Below are 17,528 nucleotides of genomic sequence, written 5' to 3'. Positions count from 1 at the left end.
CGGCGGCGCGGCGCGGATACAACAGATGCCGGGCGCGCGCGCCCGGATCGGCCGGGTTCCCGGCCCCGAATGCAAAATGCCCCGCCCGGTGGGCCCGGGCGGGGCATCGATGAAGCGTGCGGCGCGCAAGCACATCCCCGCAGACCTCGCGCGCTGGAAAGACGCGACGCGTCAGCCTGCGTTGACTTCGCGCAGCACGGTGCGGCGCTTCTGGCGCAGCAACTCTTCGTAGCCCTTCAGGTAGTTCTGCGCCATCACCTTCGACGTGAAGCGCGCGTCGAACGCGCCGCGCACCCGCTCGCGCGGCAGCGTGTGCAGACGCTTGACGGCGGCGACGGCCGACAGCTCGTCCTCGACGACGAAGCCCGACACGCCGTTGTCGATCACTTCAGGCACCGAGCCGCGCTTGAACGCGATGACGGGCGTGCCGCACGCCATCGCCTCGATCATTACGAGGCCGAACGGCTCCGGCCAATCGATCGGGAACAGCAGCGCGTGCGCGTTGCCGAGGAACTCGGCCTTCTCGGCTTCGCTGATCTCGCCGATGTACTCGACGTGCGGCAGCGAGAAGAGCGGCTTGATCTTCTCTTCGTAGTACGCGCGGTCGGCCTTGTCGAGCTTCGCCGCGATCTTGATCGGCATGCCGGCCTGCTCGGCGATCCGGATCGCCGTGTCGACGCGCTTCTCCGGCGAGATGCGGCCAAGGAACGCGAGATAGCCCGGCTTCACGTCCGGGATCGGCTTCAGCAGGTTTTCCGGCAGGCCGTGATAGACGGTCGACAGCCAGTTCGCCTGCGGGAGCGGCACACGCTGGTTGTCGGAGATCGACACGACGGGCACGTTGTCGAACGTGTTGAAGATCGGCTGCAGTTCCGGCAGGTCGAGGCGGCCGTGCAGCGTCGTCAGATGCGGCACCGGCTGGCGCGAGAACAGCGGAAACGGGTAATAGTCGATGTGGAAGTGCAGCACGTCGAATTCGTCCGCGCGGCGGCGCACTTCCTCGAGCAGCAGCATGTGCGGCGCCATCACGTCGCGGATCGTCGGATCCAGGCGCAGCGCCTGCGGCCACACGGCCTCGAGCTTGGCGGAGGTCTGCGAATCGCCGCTCGCGAAGAGCGTGACGTCATGTCCCATCTCGACGAGCGCCTCGGTCAGATAGGACACCACCCGTTCGGTACCGCCGTACAGTTTCGGGGGAACCGCTTCGTGCAACGGAGCGATTTGAGCGATTCGCATGTGTAACTCCTAAAAAACGGCAAAAAATAAAGCAGCGGGTCGATCGCCCGCCTGCCGAACGCCGCCGCGACGTCGGTTGGACGTCCGGCGAGCCGGCTCGCGACACTGAAGCTGCGTTGCCTCGCAGGCCGCGCCGCACGCGCAGTTAACGTTTCAGCGGAGAATCCGTTGACAGGTTCCAGTAAAACACCTAAGGGCAAACCCGAGGGCGATTATCGGGTGTCGCGGACAGTGCGGCGCACAACATTTCAAAGTCTTTACGTTGTTACAAAGACGCAACACTTTGCCAATCTCCTGACCTGAAGACCGTCTTAGAGTAGTTGCGTCTGCCCCGCTCCATGCGCGGACAGGCCGTGCGCGCGGCGGTTTCGTCGAACGACGAGAGGAACGCGCCACAAGACGCAAAATTTTATCCCAAAATGAGTCGCATACCCCGGCGTTACGCAACTCGGGCGCAGCGCGACGCACCGGCTTGATTACAATGCCGGCTTTCGCCTGCTTCTCGGCGCGACGTTCGGACGCGGCGTTCAACCCTCGTTTCACCACACGCACTGATTTTGGAAGCTCTCAACCCTGCCCAGCGCAACGTCTACAACGCGAAGCTCGCGAGCTACGCCAATCGGCCGCTCGCGTTTTTGTTCCGCTACATCCGGATGCACCCCGTCGCGCACGTCATCGTGCTCGCGAGCGTACTCGCGGCGGTCGGCTGCGCACTCGGCTCGCAATATGCGATCAAGCACCTGATCGACGTGCTCGCGGCCGGCCGCCATCATCCGGGCCCGCTCTGGGGCGCGTTCGCGCTCCTCGTCGGCCTCATCGCCGCGGACAACCTGCTGTGGCGCGTCGGCGGCTGGGTCGCCGCGCACACGTTCGTCGCGGTGACGGGCGACCTGCGCCGCGACCTGTTCCAGTATCTGAGCGGCCACTCGCAGACCTACTACGCGGAGAAGCAGCCCGGCACGCTCGCGAGCCGGATCACGGCGACGTCGAACGCGATCTACACGGCCGAGAACACGATGGCGTGGAACGTGCTGCCGCCGTGCATCGCGGTGATGGGCGCGATCCTGATGATCATCGTCGTCAATCCGCTGATGGCGCTCGGCCTGCTGTCGTGCTCGGCCGTGCTCGCGATCGTGCTGTTCAAGCTCGCGAGGCGCGGCTCGGTGCGCCACCACCGCTTCGCCGCGAAGGCCGCGGCCGTCGACGGCGAGCTCGTCGACGTAATCGGCAATATGGGCCTCGTGCGCGCGTTCGGCATGACGCTGCGCGAGCAGAAGCGCTTCGGCGCGACCGTCAAGGCCGAAATGGACGCGCGCCAGCAGAGCCTGCTCTATCTGGAGAAGCTGCGTCTGCTGCACGCGGTGATCACCGCGATGCTGTCGGCGGGCCTCCTCGGCTGGGCGCTGTGGCTGTGGGACCAGGGCCGCGCGACGTCAGGCGACATCGTCCTCGTCAGTTCGCTCGGCTTCACGATCCTGCACGGCACGCGCGACCTCGCCGTCGCGCTCGTCGACGTCACGCAGCACGTCGCGCGCCTCGCCGAAGCGGTGAAGACGCTCCTCGAGCCGCACGGGATGCCCGACCGCTCGGACGCCGTCGCGCTCGCGCCGCGCGGCGGCCGCGTCGACTTCGAGCGCGTGACGTTCGCGTATCCGCACCGCCGGTCGATCCTCGACCACTTCGACCTGCACATCGAACCCGGCCAGCGCGTCGGCCTGATCGGCAGGTCGGGCGCGGGCAAGTCGACGGTGCTCGCGCTGCTGCAGCGCTTCTACGACATCCAGCAAGGGGCGATCCGGATCGACGGCCAGGACCTCGGCTCGATCACGCAGGAGAGCCTGCGCCAGTCGATCGCGCTCGTGCCGCAGGACATCTCGCTCTTTCACCGGTCGATCTACGAGAACATCGCGTACGGCCGCCCCGACGCGACGCACGAGGAAGTGCTCGCCGCCGCGCGCGAAGCGCGCTGCACCGAGTTCATCGAGGCGATGCCGGAAGGCTTCGAGACGATCGTCGGCGATCGCGGCGTGAAGCTGTCGGGCGGCCAGCGTCAGCGGATCGCGATCGCGCGCGCGATCCTGAAGAACGCGCCGATCCTGCTCCTCGACGAGGCGACGTCGGCGCTCGACAGCGCATCCGAGGAAGCGGTCCAGGCGGCGCTCGACCGGCTGATGACGGGCCGCACGGTGATCGCGATCGCGCACCGGCTGTCGACGCTGCGCAACTTCGACCGGATCATCGTGATGAGCGCAGGCAAGGTGATCGACGACGGCAGCCCCGACGTGCTGCGCAGCCGCCCGGGCCTCTATCGCGACCTGCTCGCGAAACAGCACGGCGGCCGGCACCTGCCCGCGCCGGCGGAGCGCCGTGGCGGCGAAGACTCGTCGGCGGCGGGAGACGAGCGCGTCGCGTAACGTCGCGTGCCGTGCGGCACGCCTCGCGGGCCGCAGCGCGCGACGGTGTCAGTCGATACTGCTCGGCCTCGATCGGCACGAAGTGGACAGCACGGGCCTCAACAGTAAAAAGGCCCGACCGGCATATGCCGGTCGGGCCTTTTCGTTGTACGCGCCATGAACGATTGGCGCGGCGCCCGGCAGTCGCCATGTCCAGCCTTTCGCGTCTAGCGTCTCGCACGTTGCGTCCCGGCTCTCTGGCTTCGCAAATATCGATCTCGACACACATTGCGCACGCGAACGCGTTGCCCCGAACACCGGGAAGCAGCAGCAGCCAGCCTGCGCCGCGCCCTATCGCCCGAGATCCCGCAGAAAGTTGTCGCGCCACACCGACACGTTGTTCTCGCGCAGCCGGGCGAGCATGTCGGCGTGACGCGCGCGCCGCTCGGCGAGCGGCATCGACAGCGCACGCGACAACGCGTCGGCCATCCCGCCGATATCGATCGGATTGACGATCAGCGCCCCCGTCAATTCGTACGCGGCGCCCGCGAAGCGCGACAGCACGAGCACGCCGGGATCGTCCGGGTCCTGCGCGGACACGTACTCCTTCGCGACGAGGTTCATCCCGTCGCGCAGCGGCGTCACGTAGCCGACGCGCGCGAGCCGGTACAGCGCGGCGAGCACCGTGCGCTCGTACTGCCGGTGGATGTAGAGGATCGGCGCCCAGTCGAGCTCCGCGAAACGGCCGTTGATACGCCCCGACTCGCCTTCGAGCTGCCGGCGGATGTCCTGGTACGCGCGCAGGTCGGCGCGCGTCGACGGCGCGATCTGCAGGAACGACACGTGATTGCGAAACGACGTCTCGTGCTCGAGCAGCTTCTCGAACGCCCGAAAACGCTCGACGAGTCCCTTCGAATAATCGAGCCGGTCGACGCTCATCACGAGTTGCCGGCCGCGCAGCGACGCCGCGAGCGATTTCACCGCGCGGCCGTTCTCGCCCGCCTTCGCGAGCGCGGCGATCTCGTCCGGATAGACGCCGATCGGATACGCGGCCGCGCGCAGCGTGCGCCCGAACGCGTGGACGCGCGCCGGATGCGCGGCGCGATCGACGGCGCCGCCCGCTTCGTATTCGACGTACTCGAAGAACGCGCGCAAATCGGTTTCGGTCTGGAAGCCGAGCAGGTCGAACGAGCACAGCGCCTCGACGAGCTCGCGATGCGGCGGCACGTTGACGAGCACCTGCGCGGCCGGAAACGGAATGTGCAGGAAGAAGCCGATCCGGTTCTTCACGCCCGCCGCGCGCAGCGCTTGCGCGAACGGAATCAGGTGATAGTCGTGCACCCAGATCACGTCGTCGTCGCGCAAGAGCGGCACGAGCTGCTGCGCGAGCCACACGTTCACGCGCGAGTAGCCTTCGAACTCGTGGCGATCGAACTGGATCAGGTCCGCGCGGTAATGGAACGCGGGCCACAGCGTCGCGTTCGAAAAACCGCGGTAGTACTGGTCGTAGTCGCGGCGCGACAGGCCGATCGTCGCGAACGTGACGGGGCCGTGCTCTTCGACGCGGATCTGCGGCGCGCCGGACGCGACCACGTCGCCGCTCCAGCCGAACCACATGCCGCCCGTTTCCTTCAGCGCGTCGTAGACGCCGATCGCGAGGCCGCCCGCGGCCGGCTCCCCCTCCGAGATCGGCGCGACCCGATTCGAGACGATGATGAGACGACTCATGCCGACGCGCGCCCCGCGTCGATCCAGCGCGCGACCTGCTCGCGGAACGCGGCGACCGAATCGATGCGCGTGCGCGCCGTCGTGTCGCCCGCGCCGACCTTGATCGACAGCCCGCCGTTCGCGTTGACGACGGCGAAGCCCTGCTCGTCGGTCAGATCGTCGCCGGCGAACACCGGCATGCGGCCGGCGAACGGCGGCTCGTTCAGGAACGCGGCGACCGCGCGCCCTTTGTCGACACCCTTCGGCTTGATCTCGAACACCATCTTGCCCGGCTGCAGCACGTACGCGTCCGGATAGTCTGCGACGAGCCGCTCCGCCGCCGCACGCGCGACGCTTTCGCGCTCGGGCGCGTTGCGAAAGTGCAGCGCGAGCGCCGCGCCCTTGATCTCGAGCAGCATGCCCGGATGCCGGTCGACGACCGCCGCGAGCTCGCGCTCGATGCGCAGCAGACGCGGATCGTCGAAGCCGATCCGCTGCGTGTCGCCGTTGGCGTCGCGCCGTTCGGCGCCGTGCAGGCCGGCCACGGGCAGATCGGGCAGCTTGAGGAACGCGTCGATGCTGTCGATGCCGCGCCCCGACACGATCGCGACCGCGCCGTGCGCCAGCCGCCGCAGCGCGTCGACGAGCGCGGGCACGTCGGGCGGCACCTGGATCGCGTCGGGCGTCGGTGCGAGGTCGACGAGCGTGCCGTCGAAATCGAAGAAGAACGCGGTGCGGGTGAGAGGAAGGGAAAGCGGGATGGATTGCATCGATTCGCTGATGAGAATGGCTGCCGGCGGGCGCGCCCGCCGGGCGAATGTGCGCATCTTACCGCGCCTCGTGCAGGATGAACAAAAGCGCGGACCTGCGACGCGCGGCCGACGCATGCGCATCGCTGCGACATTTTGCCCCGGTTCGGTGCGCCGCGCGCGTTTCGAAAAGACGATCCCGATCAAATTGCGCTACAGTCGCAACCGCTAACAGAAACAGCGCGACGCCGATCCGCCGCGGCGCTCGGCTCGCGGCCCGCAGCCGGGCGCGGCGCGATCGATGCGACATCCATGGCGTCCGCGCCACGCGCCGCGATCGAGCCCGAGACTGCCGCGCGTCGCCGTCGCGCACGATTGCTTCGAACCGAATTCGCCGATGCCGTTTCCCCTTTTCGCGACGCGCACGCGCGCCGCATCGCCGGCTTCCGCCCGCCGCACGGGCGTGATCCCGCGCGTGATCCGCTTCGCCGCCGCAGGTGCGGCGGCGGCCGCGCTCGCCGGCTGCACGCCGCGCGGCGAGCCTTGGCGCCTCGCGAACGTGACGGGCCATCTGCCCGACCTGACGTTCTCGCTCACGGGCGAAGACGGCAAGCCGATCGAAGCATCTGCGTTCCGCGGCCGCGCCGCCCTCGTCTACTTCGGCTACACGCATTGCCCGGACGTGTGCCCCGAGACGATGGCACGCCTGATGCAGGTACTCGCATTGCTCGGTCCCGATGCGCGCGACGACGTGCGCATCCTGTTCGTGTCGGTCGACCCGGCGCGCGACACGCCGGCCGCGATGCGCGACTACGTCGGCGCATTCGACGCCGAGCATGCGTACGGCCTCACCGGCAGCGAGCGGCAGATCGAGTCGCTCGCGAAGCGCTACCGCGTCGCGTATCAGATGGAAAAGCGCGATCCGAACGGCAACTACGAGGTCACGCACAGCTCCGCCGTCTACGTGTTCGATGCACGAGGCCGCGCGCGCCTGCTCGCGACCGATCAGGATTCCCCCGACGCGATCGCCGCCGATCTGCGCCGGATCATCGTCAACCGTTCCTGAACCGGAACTCACTTACCGCCTAGCCGATGACGCTCAAACTGAAATCCCTCGCCGCGCTCGCCGCCCTCTCGCTCAGTCTGCACGCCCATGCCGCCGGCGCCGCTTCGATCAGCGCGCAGAACGCATGGGTGCGCTGGCTGCCGAACAAGCTGCCCGCCGCGGGCTACGTAACGCTCGTCAACACGAGCGACAAGCCGATCGACCTCGTCGAGGTCGAGAGTCCCGAGTACGGCATGACGATGCTGCATCAGACCGTGTCGAACGGCTCGACGCAGAAGATGGAGATGGTCGACAAGCTGACGATCCCCGCGCGCGGCAAGGCCGACATCGCGCCGGGCGGCTATCACTTCATGCTCGAAGAGCCGAAGCGCGCGATCAAGCCGGGCGACACCGTGCATCTGCACATGCAGTTCTCCGATGGCGAGAAGCTCGATGCGCCGTTCGTCGTGAAGTCGCCCGCGACCGCCAAGTAAGTCCCGCGCGATGAACCTGCTGTACTGGCTCGAGCCGTGGGAGCCGTCGCCCACCGTCGTGATCGCCGTGCTCGTCGCCGGCGTGCTGTTCGCGCGCGGCGCGCGCAAGGCGAAGGTGTCGCCGCTGCGGCAGTTCTCGTTCTGGCTCGGGCTGACGGCGCTCTACGTCGCGCTGCACACGCGGCTCGACTACTTCTTCGAGCACGAGTTCTTCATGCACCGCGCGCAGCATCTGGTGCTGCATCACCTCGGGCCGTTCTTCATTGCGCTGTCGTATCCGGGCGCGGCGATCCGCGCGGGCATCCCGTTCGCGTGGCGGCGCCGCTACGTGCGCCCCGCGCTCGCGCAGCCGGTCGTGCGCGCGACGCTCGACGTCGTGTTCAATCCGGTCGTCGCGGTCGTGCTGTTCGTCGGCCTGATCTATTTCTGGCTGCTGTCGCCGATCCACTTCGTCGCGATGCTCGACTGGCGGCTTTATCGCGTGATGAACTGGAGCATGGTGATCGACGGACTGCTGTTCTGGTGGCTCGTCGTCGATCCGCGTCCCGCGCCGCCCGCGCGGCTCGCGCCGGGGCGCCGCATCCTGATCGCCGTCGCGGCGATCCCGCCGCAGATCCTGCTCGGCGCGCTGATTTTCTTCACGCCGCACGAGCTCTATCCGATCTATTCGATCTGCGGACGCGCGTTCACGTGGCTGAGCCCGCTGCGCGACCAGCAGATCGGCGGGCTGCTGCTGTGGATTCCCGGCTCGATGATGAGCGTGATCGGCGCGCTGATCGCGCTGCGGCACTGGATGCGGCTGTCCGCACGCGGCCGGCTGGCCGACGAGCGATCGGCGCACGCCGAACTCGCGCGCGCCCGCGCCGCCCGCTCGGCATCTTGACGATCGCGATACGCACCGAACCCGCATGCCGCATCGGCGGGTTCGGCGCGGCGTTCATCGCGCGGGCGAACGCATCCACACGTGCGGAATGCCGTCTTCGTCGTGCACGTCCGAACTGGGCGCGAAACCGAACGCGCCGTAGAACTTCTGCAAATGCGCCTGCGCGTGCAGGCTGACCGGCGTGCCGGGCCATTGCGCGCGAATGCGCTCGAGCGCGGCCGCGAGCATCGCGTTGCCAAGACCCATTCCGCGAAACGGCTGCGTCGTCAGCACGCGGCCGATGCGGATATCCGGCTCCGCCGCGTCGGGCAGCAGCACGCGCAGATAGCACGCGAGACGGCCTTGCGCGTCGTATGCACCGAGGTGCCACGCGTCGGAATCGGCGTGATCGATGTCGCGGTACACGCAGTTCTGCTCGACGACGAACACGTCGCTGCGCGCGGCGAGGATCGTGTAGATTTCCTGTGGCGTCAGCGCGTCGAACGGCTTCCAGCGCCATTCGAGCGATGCCGGCGGCTCCCCGGCGATAACGGACGAAGCGGCGGTCGTGGATGAAGACATGATCGAAATTCCGAATGAATGGCGGCGCTGCTGCAAAGCGCGGAATGATCGATTATGCCTCGGACGGGCTCGCGGCCGCGAACGCGGATGTGGATGTGGATGTGGATGTGGATGTGGATGTGGATGCGGATGCAATGCCGACGCTCGTCTCAGCGACATCATCCGCACACGCGCGCTCGTTCGCGACAGCCGCGCATAGAAAAAAGCCCCGCTCGTCGCGGGGCGCCGCGCTTACGCGCTCATCTTGCCGAAGCGGCCGCTGTTGAAATCGTCGACCGCCCGACGGATCTCCGCTTCGCTATTCATCACGAACGGCCCGTAGCCGACGATCGGCTCGTCGATCGGTTCGCCGCTCAGCCACAGCAGCGTCGTATCGTTGTTCGCCTCGATCTCGACGTCGCGTCCGTCCCGCGCGAACTGCACGAACTGCGCTTCGCGCACGACTTCGTCGCCGTTCACGAGCACGGTGCCGCGCAGCACGACGAGCGCGAGCGTGCGGCCTTCGTCGACGCCAAAGCGCGCGCGGCCGCCTTGCTCGAGGCGCACGTCCCACACGTCGAGCGGCGTGTGCGTGCGCGCCGGCCCGCGACGGCCGTCGAACTCGCCCGCGATCACCCGCACGCGGCCGGCGCCGTCGGGCAACTCGACGGACGGGATGCTGTCGTTCAAGAGCGTCTGATAGCCGGGCTCCGACATCTTGTCCTTCGCGGGCAGGTTCACCCACAGCTGCACCATCTCGAGCATGCCGCCGTTGCGCGCGAACTGCTCCGAATGGAATTCCTCGTGCAGGATGCCGCCCGCCGCCGTCATCCACTGGACGTCGCCCGGACCGATGTGACCGCCCGCGCCCGTCGAGTCGCGATGGTCGACTTCGCCCTGATAGACGATCGTCACCGTCTCGAATCCGCGGTGCGGATGCCGGCCGACGCCGCGCCGGCGGGTCGTCGGCTCGAAGCGTGCGGGGCCGGCGTAATCGAGCAGCAGGAACGGGCTCAGATGCGCGCCGTGGCTGTCGTAGCTGAACAGGGACCGCGCCGGAAAGCCGTCGCCGACCCAATGCGAGCGAGGCGCGCTGTACACGCCGACGATTTTCTTCATCTTCCTCTCCTTTCGCTTTCGTTCATGGTCGAAGCGATCGCTTCGATCGATGGATAGAAGATAGAATCGGAACGATAACTTCGGTAGTCTGCGCAAATCGTACTCAGCGTTCCATCTGGAGAACGATAAATCATGCGGGATCTGAACGATCTCTACTACTTCGTCCAGGTCGTCGACCACGGCGGCTTCGCGCCCGCCGGGCGCGCGCTCAACATGCCGAAGTCGAAGCTCAGCCGGCGGATCGCGCTCCTCGAAGAGCGAATCGGCATGCGCCTCATCCAGCGCTCGACGCGCCGCTTCGCGGTCACGGACGTCGGGCAGACCTATTACACGCATTGCCGCGCGATGCTTGTCGAGGCGGATGCGGCCGACGAAGCGGTCGCGCTGATGCGCGCCGAGCCGCGCGGCATCGTCCGGATGACGTGCCCCGTCGCGCTACTCGATACGCTCGTCGGCGACATGATCGCGGCGTTCATGGCCGAATGTCCGCTCGTCGAGATCCACCTGGAGGAAACCAATCGGCGCGTCGACGTCGTCGGCGAGGGAATCGACGTCGCGCTGCGCGTGCGGCCGCCGCCGCTCGAGGACAGCGATCTCGTGCTGCGCGTCCTCGCCGAACGCGGACAATGCCTTGTCGCGAGCCCGCGGCTTCTCGACCGTACCGGCGTGCCGCACGTGCCTGCCGACCTCGCCGCGCTGCCGAGCCTCGCGATCGGGGCGCCGCAGGACGAGCACACGTGGAATCTCCATGGCCCCGGCGGCGCGCACGCGGCGATCCATCATCGGCCGCGGCTCGTCACGCGCGGGATGTTCGCGGTGCGCGCGGCCGCCGTTGCGGGCGTCGGCGTCGTCCAGTTGCCGACGATGATGGTTCACGACCAGATCGTGCGCGGCGAGCTGCGGCAGTTGCTGCCCGGCTGGGCGCCGCGGCGCGAGATCGTGCATGCGGTGTTCGCGTCGCGCCGCGGGCTGCTGCCGTCCGTGCGCGCGCTGCTCGACTTTCTCGCGCAGCGCTTCGCCGCGCTCGAGCCCGATTAGGCGTGCGGGCGAGCGTCCGACGCGACGCGCGATTCGAGCCCAGATCGCGCGCGGTTACGCCGCGCGCGACGCCGAATTCCCGTAGACTGCGCAAGCCACCACGGCCGCGCGCGGCCGCCGTTCAACCGTCACGTCACATTGCTCATGTTTGCGCTCCCCGAAGCCCTTCCGTCGTCGAAGCCCGCGCTCTACGAAACGCTCGTCGCACAAGCGCGCGCGCTCGTCGAGACGGAAACCGACGTCGTCGCCAATGCGGCGAACTTCTCGTCGCTCGTCTATCACTCGCTCGACGGCCTCAACTGGGCCGGCTTCTATTTCTACGACGGCCGCGAGCTCGTCGTCGGCCCGTTCCAGGGCAAGCCCGCATGCGTGCGCATTCCGCTCGGCAAAGGCGTGTGCGGAACGGCTGCGCAGACGCGCAGCACGCAGGTCGTGCACGACGTGCACGCGTTTCCCGGCCACATCGCTTGCGATTCGGCCTCGCAGTCGGAGATCGTCGTGCCGCTCGTCGCGCGCGACGGCGCGTTGATCGGCGTGTGGGACGTCGACAGCCCGCTGATCGGCCGCTTCGACGAAGAGGATACAAAAGGCATGGAAGCGCTGTGCCGGGTGTTCGTCGACATCGCGTGGGAGAACGCGGCGCGGCGCGGCAAGTAAGTCAGGCATCCGGACGATGCCGGGCCGCACGCACTGCGGACGGTATCGCCGCCGAGCGGCACGATCGACGCCCGAACCCAGGCGCGCATTCATCCGTCACCGCGGCGGCACGCTCGGGACCCGCACCGAATTTCGACAGACGCGCCAGTCGACGGATTCGCGCCCCGGTCGGTCAAGCGCGGCGCGGGCCGTGCACACGATCGGCACGCCTGCCGATTCGGCTGAAGACGGCCGCTTCGCGTTCTGCGCATCCCGCCATCCGCCTCTATCGCTGCGCTTTCTGGCCACCGACGCTGCGCCGCTCGAACCGCGAAGCTCGCTCACCGCGCCCCCACCATCGCCACATCGCAAGCACGATGACGACGAGCAGCGGCACGACCAGCACGCTGCCTTCGGGTCCGGCCGCCCCCCCGCTCAGCAGCGTATGGCCGACGGGATGCGCGGTCAGCCGCACGCCTTCGACGAGCCGGCCGCTGTCCGGCGCGCCGTAGAAATACGATTCGCCCCAATCCCACGCCGCATGAAAGCCGATCGCCCACCAGAGCGACCCCGTGTACCAGAGTGACAGACAGAAGACGAGACCGAACAGCATCGCCGACGCGAGCCCCATGATCGACTCGTCCGGGCTGACGACATGCAGCACGCCGAAGAGCGCCGACAGCAACACGGCGCCCCACCAGAAGCCGAGCCAGCGCGCGAGCGTATAGAGCAGGTAGCCGCGCAGCAGCGACTCCTCGAAGATCCCGGTCATCAGGAACATCACGGCCCAGACGGCCGCGTATTCCCACGCGCGGATGCCGTGGATCGCCGGCGCGTCGAAGCGCAGCAGTCCGGCTTGCGACAACACGAATACCAGCGCCGAAATCGCCGCGAAGCCGCACGCGATGCCAGCCGCGAAGCGCGACGCACGCGCGCGGCCTTGCAGCCCGTAGGAAAACGGCGAGCGGCGCTCGATCCAAGCGAGCACGATGGTTGCGAGCGCAACCGACACGAGTTGCATGGTTTCCATGACCGCGCCGTTTGCGACGGGCAGCGCCTGGTCGTCGGCGGGCGATGGCAACAGCCGGTGCGAGACGTACGCGAATCCTGCAATCGCGCCGACGAAAATCGCGACGAACAGCAATACGCCCCACGGCGCGCGCAAGCCGTCATGGCCGAAGAAGATCCGGCGCAAACGGCCACCGCGTCGTCTGGCCGATGCCGACGTCGACGCGCCGCCCGACGACGCGGGCGAATTCGAATGGATCGGCTCCAAGTGCGCTCCCGCTCGAAGTTGAAATGGACAACGTATGCGTCACCCTCCTCCTCGGATTGGAACATCCGCGAAAGTGGCTTTGGTAGAAGCTTTGCTCGTTTGATTGTGTATTCCCACGTGCCTGACGGCCGCAGTCGTTTGTTCGCCATGCGCGGTCCGCTCGCCTCGATTGCCAATTAGCCAATCTACGGGTGGTTGGCGGTGCTTCTTAGTTGGTTAGAGGCGACTTTGTACCACTCCAAGCGAGTGTCTTACAAGGATGGAGTGGAGCAGAAAAAAGAAAAGCCCTGACGAATCAGGGCTTTATCTCTTGCTACTTGGAGGCGCGAGCCGGAGTCGAACCGGCCTAAACGGCTTTGCAGGCCGTCATAAATCGATATAAATCAATAACCTACGCATCATAACCGCCCACATTAACCACTTTACCAACGACTCTGCGCAGTTCACTCTTACTTCAACCTCGCCACCGCAGCCGCATATACCGCGCTGCGCTCCCGCTTGCCGACAGAAATCACCGTGACTGTAATGACCGTGTCGTCGACGTGGTACACGAGCCGGTAACCGAATGCCAATAACTTGATTTTGTAACAGTTGTCAAGGTCACCGTTCAACTTGGCAGACGGAACGCGCGGGTTTTCGAGTCGCTCTGCCAGCTTCTTCTTGAACTGCTCTCGGACGGTCTTGTCCAGCTTCTCCCACTCTTTTAGTGCGTCTACTACAAACTTCAGTTCATAGGTCTTCAAGATTCACGCTCACGGCTTCTTGACCGAGACGCGCCCGTACGATTGCCGCCAGCTCGACGTCTTCGAGTCTGTCGCAAATCGCTTCCCATTCGGCAGCAGGGATCAGGTACGCCACCGGCCTGTTTCTGTTAAGCACCGCGACCGGACCATCTGCCTGCTCAATTGCTGCGGTCGGATTGACCTTGAGCTCGCTGATTCCAATCGATGTGCGCGCAAGAATGCTTTCCATCTTTCTACCTTCGTTCGGTGTCTGCGGTGTCTGCGATGCGTTCAGTGCACGCCACCAAGAAACCTAATAATAGGTCTTTTATTTGGTTCCGTCAAAGGTCGGCCCAGCCGGGCATTTCAGGGCCCGGTATGCGAAAAGGCAGGTGAAGTTAGTTTTGGGGACGGAATCGAAATAGATGAGTGGATTTGCGGTTCTAGCGTGACGATTGAAAACTACTTTGCGCGATCAGGACGACTTGAGGGGGCGATCGCAGAGAGCTTCTTCGTCATCTTCTTCGTTACCGCCGTCGCACAAATTGCCTGCGCCGCCGGCCGCATCGACCCGTCGCCCCACTCCTTCCGCGCCGACTTCTCGCACGAAGCATCACGGGCCTTCTTCCACTTCGCAATCTTCGCCTCGAGTGCGGCCTTGCGCTCCGGATGCTCGCTGATCTGCCTGTCGACGACCTGCTGCAGCTCGCGCTCGGCGACGATCTGGTCCCGCCACGCACAGAAATTCATGCTGGTCTGACTCGAATCGCAATTGCTCAACAGCGCGTTGACCTCGTTCGCCGGCAGCCCGCTGCGCGCCGAGATCTCGTCAGCCGGCGTCTGGTCAGCGAACGCGGCCGCCGACACCATCATGAGCAACCAGAGGCAATGCTTCTTCATCGCGCCCCCCGCGGTTGAAACGGGGCGGCTTCCAATCGACGCCGGTTGACGAGTCCGTTCGACCGGATCGGGCGAAGGCGATGCCCTTGGGCATCGCGCGGATGGACATAGACGCGCTGATTCATGTGCGACACGACTCCGGCGTCATTGTTCTGGTTCGCGGAGTGCAACGCGGCCAACGCACCGGTATTGCCGGCGTTGTAGGTGTAACTGACGAGCTCATCGAACTGCGCTTGCGTCAGTTCCCGCTGCGTGACGGTTCTGCGCACCTGAGCCTCCGCTCGGCCCACCCGCGCGGCGAGCTGCGCATTGACCTGCGCGATAGTGACTGGGCGGTGCAGTTCTTCGGGCGTACACGGCCCGGTATGGGCGAGCGTCCCCACGCCGTAGGTGCAGTTGTTCGCCTGATCGTTGTAGTAGGCCATGACCGCTTGTTCCCGAGTCCGCAGTGCGGCCCAGCCGGCCTCGCTTAACCGCATATTTTCATTTGCCATCGTCGCCCTCTCAAAGCGCTTTTCGTATCCCGCGACAACCGCGTGGTCGAGGCACTTTACCATCAGACTAAGAATGCAAACGTGAAATGGCCCGCCAGCGGGAGGCGGGCCAGCTCCGGTTCAGGCCGATCGCTCAGTGAGACTGGTTCGCCAGTCCCCAAGGTAGCCAAATTGAGGAGCCGGAATCGGGTCGGAAAACCGAAAATCGGTCCAAGCCGCCGCATTGGGAGCGACGAACCAATACACTTGGCCGTCAGCATCCAGCCCACCACTGCGTGCTCTTTAGAGCCTTTTCCAGTCGATCTCGGGCTTGTCCATACGACCTCCGACATGACGACGGAAGTTTAGAGGACAAGTCGAGCAACCGCATAGCTCGACTTGTTGCCGGAATAGCAGACAACCGATTTACTTCTTCACCGGCTCGATGCCCCAGCACTCCCATTCCGGACGACTCGCCGGGTTCGTTCGACAGTCGTTCACTTGCTGATTGACTGCGTTGTAACTCGCGACAACCGGATTCACGATAGCAGCCATGTGAGCATCACGTGTCGCTTGATCGGGGGTGCGGCAGTCATTGCCCATGTGCGACCTATCCGGCGCATCTCGCAACCCGAGAAGGTAACCCGAGTTGGGGACGCTCTTTAGGACGTCGCTCAAACCATCCGCAGCCGTTTGCCCCGCCGGCAGTTCGCACGTAAGAATCGGAAGGATCTTATAGACCTGCTTGCCCTCGATGTAGAGCCGATCTTGAAACACAACCAGATCCCTCTTGAACCGGTCCAATGCTGCAACCTGAGCCGGATCATTCCTCCCCGTTTGCATATCATCCAGCTCGAAATTAAGCACAACCCACTCGGACTGCACGACAGGCACCTTGGCATTACGTTTCTCGTCGGCAGTAGGACCGACGCCATTGTTCACCGACATGACGATCTGGTGAAGCGTCGTTCCGTCTATCACGCCGGGATAAACGGTGATCCCCGTCCCTGCCTCGCTGAACCTCTTCTGAAGCTCGTCGACCGTCGCTTGGCCGTCCGATTTCTGCGAATCTGTCGCAACCCCGGATGCAGCGTCAACTGCGGCCATGCGCATTGTTTTCTGCTGGCTAACGAGCGGCAGCCCGGAATACGTCAATTTGATCGCGAATTTGCTCGGCGTAGAAGACGCAGCGTCGTCACCACCACCGCAGGCCGACAGCGCAATCGCGATGAAGGAAGTTGCAAGTAACTTTTTTTTCATTGAAGTCTCAGGTACTAGTTGAATTGGTATGCCCCCGCGATCTCATTTTACAAAAATTACGACTGGACAACGGTTGAAATTGAACCGGGGTCGATGCCCCGGCCTAGATCAGAACAACCCGACCGGTTGCGCAGCATCATCCCAACTGAAGATGACCAGCTCGCTCCGGCTGACTCCCTTTCCGCCCCCGACCGTGTAGTCAATCGGCACCGTTTCGATGTGGTATCCGTCGAACACACGACGGATCTCCGCATGGTCGTTCAGGCTGACCATTGCACGTCCCTTGATCGACCGCAGGCGCTCCGCCATCTTTTCGTACTCAGCAAACGGAAACGCCACGCCGTACCCCTCCGTCTCGTAATACGGCGGATCGAGATAAAACAGCGTGTGCGGTCGGTCGTATCGATCGATGCAGGCCGCCCAATCGAGGCGCTCAACGAACGTATTCGCCAATCGCAGATGCGCCGCCGACAGTTCCTCCTCGATCCGGAGGAGATTCAAACCGGGCGGCGTCGTCGTCGCCGTCCCGAACGTCTGCCCTTCCAGCTTCCCGCCAAAGCAAATTTTCTGAAGGTAGTAGAAACGTGCCGCTCGCTGGATATCGGTGAGGGTTTCCGGGACCGTCAGCTTCAGCCATTCGAAAACCTGCCGGCTCGTCAGCGCCCATTTGAACTGCCGCACGAATTCCTCGAGGTGATGCTGCACAACGCGGTACAGATTGATTAGTTCACCGTTGACATCGTTGATGACCTCAACCTTCGCCGGCGGACGCAAAAAGTACAGCGCAGCTCCGCCCGCGAACACCTCGACGTAGCAGTCGTGCGCCGGAAAGCGCGGGATCAGATGATCTGCAAGGCGGCGCTTGCCGCCGATCCAAGGAACAATCGGATTTGCCATTGTGAAAGCCGTTTTTAAACTTGGTGTAGAATCCGGCCCGCCTACCGGTAGGTAGCAGGGCCTTGGCCGATTCACTGGCTCACTCAGTGGAAAGGCGACCGGGGAGCGTGTTCCCGCACGCCCCTCGGCCGCCCTGTTTCTCTCGAGGCCGCCGCCTCGC

19 protein-coding genes are annotated in these 17,528 nt (G+C 65.4%); 7 read left to right on the top strand and 12 right to left on the bottom strand.

The annotated features are described in order from the left end of the window. Positions 1 to 171 precede the first annotated feature (171 nt). Positions 172 to 1,236 (bottom strand): glycosyltransferase family 4 protein, encoded by a 1,065-nt coding sequence (locus tag WS69_RS01015; RefSeq protein ID WP_059468983.1) that lies wholly within the window; start codon positions 1,234 to 1,236, stop codon positions 172 to 174. Positions 1,237 to 1,793: 557 nt separating this feature from the next. On the opposite strand from WS69_RS01015, the gene WS69_RS01010 reads away from it, so the two are divergent. Further along, positions 1,794 to 3,650, top strand: coding sequence for an ABC transporter ATP-binding protein (locus tag WS69_RS01010; RefSeq protein WP_059468982.1), 1,857 nt, complete (start codon positions 1,794 to 1,796; stop codon positions 3,648 to 3,650). 330 nt (positions 3,651 to 3,980) lie between these two features. Here WS69_RS01010 and otsA read toward each other — a convergent pair whose 3' ends face one another. Next, a complete protein-coding gene (otsA, locus tag WS69_RS01005; RefSeq protein WP_059468981.1) occupies positions 3,981 to 5,357 on the bottom strand; it encodes an alpha,alpha-trehalose-phosphate synthase (UDP-forming) in 1,377 nt (458 codons plus the stop codon). Further along, positions 5,354 to 6,163, bottom strand: coding sequence for a trehalose-phosphatase (otsB, locus tag WS69_RS01000; RefSeq protein WP_082715856.1), 810 nt, complete (start codon positions 6,161 to 6,163; stop codon positions 5,354 to 5,356). Before otsB ends, otsA begins: the two co-directional genes overlap by 4 nt. Here otsB and WS69_RS00995 point away from each other — a divergent pair. The 4 genes from WS69_RS00995 (at position 6,096) to WS69_RS00975 (ending at position 8,507) form a co-directional block, all read left to right on the top strand. Beyond that, positions 6,096 to 6,317, top strand: a complete 222-nt coding sequence (locus WS69_RS00995; RefSeq protein WP_059468979.1) for a hypothetical protein — start codon at positions 6,096 to 6,098, stop codon at positions 6,315 to 6,317. The genes otsB and WS69_RS00995 overlap by 68 nt on opposite strands. A gap of 165 nt (positions 6,318 to 6,482) precedes the next feature. Continuing rightward, a complete protein-coding gene (locus WS69_RS00985; protein ID WP_059468977.1) occupies positions 6,483 to 7,151 on the top strand; it encodes an SCO family protein in 669 nt (222 codons plus the stop codon). A gap of 26 nt (positions 7,152 to 7,177) precedes the next feature. After that, positions 7,178 to 7,624, top strand: coding sequence for a copper chaperone PCu(A)C (locus WS69_RS00980; protein WP_059468976.1), 447 nt, complete (start codon positions 7,178 to 7,180; stop codon positions 7,622 to 7,624). 10 nt (positions 7,625 to 7,634) lie between these two features. Then, positions 7,635 to 8,507: a cytochrome c oxidase assembly protein gene (locus WS69_RS00975; RefSeq protein ID WP_059468975.1), complete on the top strand. Its 873-nt coding sequence runs from the start codon at positions 7,635 to 7,637 to the stop codon at positions 8,505 to 8,507. Positions 8,508 to 8,561: 54 nt separating this feature from the next. Here WS69_RS00975 and WS69_RS00970 read toward each other — a convergent pair whose 3' ends face one another. Beyond that, on the bottom strand, positions 8,562 to 9,068 hold the full coding sequence (locus WS69_RS00970) for a GNAT family N-acetyltransferase (protein ID WP_059469013.1): 507 nt from the start codon (positions 9,066 to 9,068) through the stop codon (positions 8,562 to 8,564). 231 nt (positions 9,069 to 9,299) lie between these two features. Beyond that, a complete protein-coding gene (locus WS69_RS00965) occupies positions 9,300 to 10,166 on the bottom strand; it encodes a pirin family protein (protein WP_059468974.1) in 867 nt (288 codons plus the stop codon). A gap of 132 nt (positions 10,167 to 10,298) precedes the next feature. Between WS69_RS00965 and WS69_RS00960 the strand changes: the two genes are divergently transcribed. Next, the gene (locus tag WS69_RS00960; RefSeq protein ID WP_059468973.1) at positions 10,299 to 11,204 is read left to right on the top strand and encodes a LysR family transcriptional regulator; all 906 of its coding nucleotides are present in this window, start codon (positions 10,299 to 10,301) and stop codon (positions 11,202 to 11,204) included. A 144-nt stretch (positions 11,205 to 11,348) separates the two neighbouring features. Next, on the top strand, positions 11,349 to 11,861 hold the full coding sequence (locus WS69_RS00955; RefSeq protein ID WP_059468972.1) for a GAF domain-containing protein: 513 nt from the start codon (positions 11,349 to 11,351) through the stop codon (positions 11,859 to 11,861). A 265-nt stretch (positions 11,862 to 12,126) separates the two neighbouring features. Here the strand turns inward: WS69_RS00955 and WS69_RS00950 are convergent, their stop codons facing one another. The 7 genes from WS69_RS00950 to WS69_RS00920 form a co-directional block, all read right to left on the bottom strand. Next, complete coding sequence (locus WS69_RS00950; protein ID WP_059468971.1) at positions 12,127 to 13,116, bottom strand: CPBP family intramembrane glutamic endopeptidase; 990 nt, start codon at positions 13,114 to 13,116, stop codon at positions 12,127 to 12,129. Between the two features lie 449 nt (positions 13,117 to 13,565). Next, positions 13,566 to 13,859 carry a type II toxin-antitoxin system RelE family toxin gene (locus tag WS69_RS00945; RefSeq protein ID WP_059468970.1) on the bottom strand — a complete coding sequence of 98 codons (294 nt, stop codon included), beginning with the start codon at positions 13,857 to 13,859 and terminating at the stop codon, positions 13,566 to 13,568. After that, positions 13,846 to 14,088: a type II toxin-antitoxin system Phd/YefM family antitoxin gene (locus tag WS69_RS00940; RefSeq protein WP_059468969.1), complete on the bottom strand. Its 243-nt coding sequence runs from the start codon at positions 14,086 to 14,088 to the stop codon at positions 13,846 to 13,848. The genes WS69_RS00945 and WS69_RS00940 overlap by 14 nt, the downstream gene beginning before the upstream one ends. A 212-nt stretch (positions 14,089 to 14,300) precedes the next feature. After that, a complete protein-coding gene (locus WS69_RS00935; protein ID WP_059468968.1) occupies positions 14,301 to 14,738 on the bottom strand; it encodes a lysozyme inhibitor LprI family protein in 438 nt (145 codons plus the stop codon). Continuing rightward, complete coding sequence (locus WS69_RS00930) at positions 14,735 to 15,232, bottom strand: glycoside hydrolase family protein (protein ID WP_059469012.1); 498 nt, start codon at positions 15,230 to 15,232, stop codon at positions 14,735 to 14,737. The genes WS69_RS00935 and WS69_RS00930 overlap by 4 nt, the downstream gene beginning before the upstream one ends. A 405-nt stretch (positions 15,233 to 15,637) precedes the next feature. Beyond that, positions 15,638 to 16,471 carry a hypothetical protein gene (locus tag WS69_RS00925; protein ID WP_059468967.1) on the bottom strand — a complete coding sequence of 278 codons (834 nt, stop codon included), beginning with the start codon at positions 16,469 to 16,471 and terminating at the stop codon, positions 15,638 to 15,640. 108 nt (positions 16,472 to 16,579) lie between these two features. Next, a complete protein-coding gene (locus tag WS69_RS00920) occupies positions 16,580 to 17,368 on the bottom strand; it encodes a DNA adenine methylase (protein ID WP_059468966.1) in 789 nt (262 codons plus the stop codon). Between the last annotated feature and the right edge of the window lie 160 nt (positions 17,369 to 17,528).

It is taken from the genome of Burkholderia sp. BDU5 (assembly GCF_001522845.1).
GTDB classification, from domain to species: domain Bacteria; phylum Pseudomonadota; class Gammaproteobacteria; order Burkholderiales; family Burkholderiaceae; genus Burkholderia; species Burkholderia mayonis.
Note: the sequence above shows the minus strand (reverse complement) of the source record. Positions and strands in the feature narration are given on the sequence as shown.

Coding starts and splice junctions, on each gene's coding strand:
- WS69_RS01015 (WP_059468983.1), bottom strand. CDS start 1,236: ATGCGAATCGCTCAAATCGCTCCGTTGCACGAAGCGGTTCCCCCGAAA.
- otsA (WP_059468981.1), bottom strand. CDS start 5,357: ATGAGTCGTCTCATCATCGTCTCGAATCGGGTCGCGCCGATCTCGGAG.
- WS69_RS00995 (WP_059468979.1), top strand. CDS start 6,096: ATGGATTGCATCGATTCGCTGATGAGAATGGCTGCCGGCGGGCGCGCC.
- otsB (WP_082715856.1), bottom strand. CDS start 6,163: ATGCGCACATTCGCCCGGCGGGCGCGCCCGCCGGCAGCCATTCTCATC.
- WS69_RS00985 (WP_059468977.1), top strand. CDS start 6,483: ATGCCGTTTCCCCTTTTCGCGACGCGCACGCGCGCCGCATCGCCGGCT.
- WS69_RS00980 (WP_059468976.1), top strand. CDS start 7,178: ATGACGCTCAAACTGAAATCCCTCGCCGCGCTCGCCGCCCTCTCGCTC.
- WS69_RS00975 (WP_059468975.1), top strand. CDS start 7,635: ATGAACCTGCTGTACTGGCTCGAGCCGTGGGAGCCGTCGCCCACCGTC.
- WS69_RS00970 (WP_059469013.1), bottom strand. CDS start 9,068: ATGTCTTCATCCACGACCGCCGCTTCGTCCGTTATCGCCGGGGAGCCG.
- WS69_RS00965 (WP_059468974.1), bottom strand. CDS start 10,166: ATGAAGAAAATCGTCGGCGTGTACAGCGCGCCTCGCTCGCATTGGGTC.
- WS69_RS00960 (WP_059468973.1), top strand. CDS start 10,299: ATGCGGGATCTGAACGATCTCTACTACTTCGTCCAGGTCGTCGACCAC.
- WS69_RS00955 (WP_059468972.1), top strand. CDS start 11,349: ATGTTTGCGCTCCCCGAAGCCCTTCCGTCGTCGAAGCCCGCGCTCTAC.
- WS69_RS00940 (WP_059468969.1), bottom strand. CDS start 14,088: ATGGAAAGCATTCTTGCGCGCACATCGATTGGAATCAGCGAGCTCAAG.
- WS69_RS00935 (WP_059468968.1), bottom strand. CDS start 14,738: ATGAAGAAGCATTGCCTCTGGTTGCTCATGATGGTGTCGGCGGCCGCG.
- WS69_RS00930 (WP_059469012.1), bottom strand. CDS start 15,232: ATGGCAAATGAAAATATGCGGTTAAGCGAGGCCGGCTGGGCCGCACTG.
- WS69_RS00925 (WP_059468967.1), bottom strand. CDS start 16,471: ATGAAAAAAAAGTTACTTGCAACTTCCTTCATCGCGATTGCGCTGTCG.
- WS69_RS00920 (WP_059468966.1), bottom strand. CDS start 17,368: ATGGCAAATCCGATTGTTCCTTGGATCGGCGGCAAGCGCCGCCTTGCA.